Annotated in this window: 2 protein-coding genes and 1 pseudogene; 1 reads left to right on the top strand and 2 read right to left on the bottom strand. The window is 67.5% G+C overall.

The window, feature by feature from the left end; translation table 11 throughout:
- Both U9978_RS02345 and U9978_RS02350 read right to left on the bottom strand, forming a co-directional pair.
- Positions 1 to 1,329: pseudogene (locus U9978_RS02345) on the bottom strand (DUF3616 domain-containing protein); the annotation flags it as partial.
- 139 nt (positions 1,330 to 1,468) lie between these two features.
- Entirely contained in the window at positions 1,469 to 2,182 is a 714-nt protein-coding gene (locus U9978_RS02350; protein WP_322759361.1) for a CDP-alcohol phosphatidyltransferase family protein, read from the bottom strand.
- A gap of 125 nt (positions 2,183 to 2,307) precedes the next feature.
- Between U9978_RS02350 and U9978_RS02355 the strand changes: the two genes are divergently transcribed.
- Positions 2,308 to 2,556, top strand: coding sequence for a hypothetical protein (locus U9978_RS02355; protein ID WP_322759362.1), 249 nt, complete (start codon positions 2,308 to 2,310; stop codon positions 2,554 to 2,556).
- Positions 2,557 to 2,625: the final 69 nt, after the last annotated feature.

The raw sequence follows: 2,625 nt of genomic DNA on the forward strand, positions 1-2,625 counted from the left end.
GCCGGCGGCGGCGTTACTGACACGCACCCAGTAGCTGGTCGCCGCATCGAGCGGTGGTGTCGTGTACGAGGTACCCGTCGCTCCCGTGACAGGCGATGTCGTACTGCCCGACGTACCTGAGTACCACTGGTAGCTCAGCGGCCCGGTGCCGGTCGCGGCCACCGTCAACGTGACGCTGGTGCCGGCGGGGACCGTCCCACCGACGGGCTGAGTCAGAATCGTCGGCGCAATGATCGGTTGCGGCGTGAAGGAGAGGCCGCGCAGAACCGTGTTGGCCGCCGCCGTCGCGATCGTCGTCGCCGAGCCCACCGCCAACGGCGCGTTGTACGCCGCGCTGTCCGTCAGTTTCACAATCTTGTTGCCGGCGGCGGCGCCCGATGTCGCATAGATGACGGCCGAACCACCGGCGCTCGCCGCGGTGATGCCCGTGTAGTTACCGGCAGCGCTACCCTGCGCGGTCCAGGCGTCCGCGACGCGCGCGAACTTCAGAAGTCCCTGACTTTGATCCACGACGTACAGCGTGTCGACTCCGGGGACCGCGGAGTCGCGGTCCACAAACACATAGCCGTACGCACCGCCGGTGACCGTGGCGACATTGGTCAACGCCTGCCCCGATGACGTCGGGATGCCGCTGCCGACCTTGTTCACGCCCTGGAGCCCGGTCTGATTGGACGATACATAGAGCTGACCATCGGCGACGACGGGCACCCGCACATTACTGGTGGCAGCGGTCAGCGGTGTGAATGCCGCACCCGACGCGCCCTTTGTCGTTGCCAGCAGACCGCCGTCACCGGCGCTACCGACTCCGCCGGTCCAGATATCGGTACCGTTCGTGGTCGCCGCGCCACGAATGTTGTTGCCGGAATATGCGCTCAGGTGGGTGGACGTGTCGACGACCCCGGTGCTGGCCACAATACCCACAGTCCGGTTCACACTGCTTGCGGCCGTACTCGCCACGCCCGTGGTCCCGGGAGCCGCGCCGTAGCCCGCGAGGGCCAGGAAGCGTCCGTCGGGCGAGAGCGTCAACCCCCCCTCCGAGCTCGCAGACCCGCTCATCGTCAGCGCGTTCGTCGCGCCCGAGGTCGCAGTCGGCATCGGTAGTGACCGCACCAGCGTGCCGCCGGGTGAATACTCGTCGAGAAAGACCGCGGTGGCCGCGCTCGACAGGGCACCGGACCCGGTACCCACGCGCACCACCACGAGATTGCCGGCGCCGAAGGACGCGTCCGCAGCGGTCGCGGTTCCCGTCACGACAACCGCGAGCGACACGACGAACACCGAGAGCGCGGCAAGGAATGCGCCCACACGGCGCACAGCAAACCTGGACATCACGTTTCCCCCCACCTGGTGAGCCGACAGCGAAACGATCGCAATTCTTGTCGCGTCGCCGGAAGCCCCAAGGAATTCAGTCAAGAAAGGGAGACGCTACGGCCTGATCAGCCGCCTCGGCCGTGATGTCATCGCTTGTTCACCCGGGCGCATTCAGATTTTCTTGCTGTGAAGCCACCGGGTATGTCCGCAGTACCCGGTGAACGACGATACCGAGCTGGATCAGGCCCCCGGCGCAGACCGCTGCGGTGGCGGCGGCACCGATCATGCCGGCAAGGTCGGCACGGCCGGGGTCGATCGCCGCGCCTACCATCGCGATCACTGTAATGATGATCCGGGTGGGCCGCTCTCCGACCGTCACCACACCGATCTCGCAGAACCCCACGTTCCCGGCCCGCGCACGCAGATACTCCAGCAGAGCGACCGCAGCCCCGGCAGCGGCACACACCCCGCCGGGGGCACCGAGCAGCCAGAAGGCGACAAGGTAGATCCCGTCACAGATCCGGTCCGCAAGCGAGTCGAGGACGGCCCCCCAGGGCGTCACCCGACGGGTGAGGACAGCCACGCATCCGTCAAGGTTGTCCAGGAGGCCACCAGCGACGACGATCATCGCGGCCAGCAGCGGGAACGGGCCGCCCAGCGCCACGGCCGGCAGCATGCCGCCGGTCAGCAGTGTCCCGGCGACGGTGATCGACGTGGGGCTGATGCCACCCGCGGCCAACGGACGACCGAGACGGTAGACCAAGCCGAGCCAACGGCGAACGAGCCACATGCCGGTTGTGGCATCGTAACCTCCGTGCAGGCCCGACCACTCCCTGAGAAAGCCGTCACGGTCGGGCACCGGGGTGGTCACCAAACCATCGTGCCCTCTGCGTATGGTTCCGTCGTCCGACATGACCCGCTTGTGATGACGACCCACTACCGACGACCGTCAACCCCCTTCGAGGAGCCGCCCCAAGGCGGCCGCAGGAGACATCGGTGACCAAGCACTCGCCCCTGGTCGTGGAGACACTCGACGACCTGCATCCGACAACAATCTTCAACGCGGAACGTGACCAAGTAGTGGTTGCGGTCCGCATCACACCCGTGTTCGGCACCCTGGACCTCGACCTGGTGGCGGCGGTCGTCGACGCGGCGAACCTGGCCGACTTCGCCCTCGTCCGCGAGCAGCCTTTCCGAGACGAATGGCTGTTGTGCGTCTTCGACGCCTACGAGGACCACGACTGACCGGCCGCCCGCCATCGGGACGGCCCCGGCCCTGCCCCCGTCAGCCGGCCAGGGAGCGGAACACCTCAC

It is taken from the genome of Protofrankia sp. Cr2, assembly GCF_963555885.1.
Classification (GTDB): Bacteria; Actinomycetota; Actinomycetes; order Frankiales; family Frankiaceae; genus Protofrankia.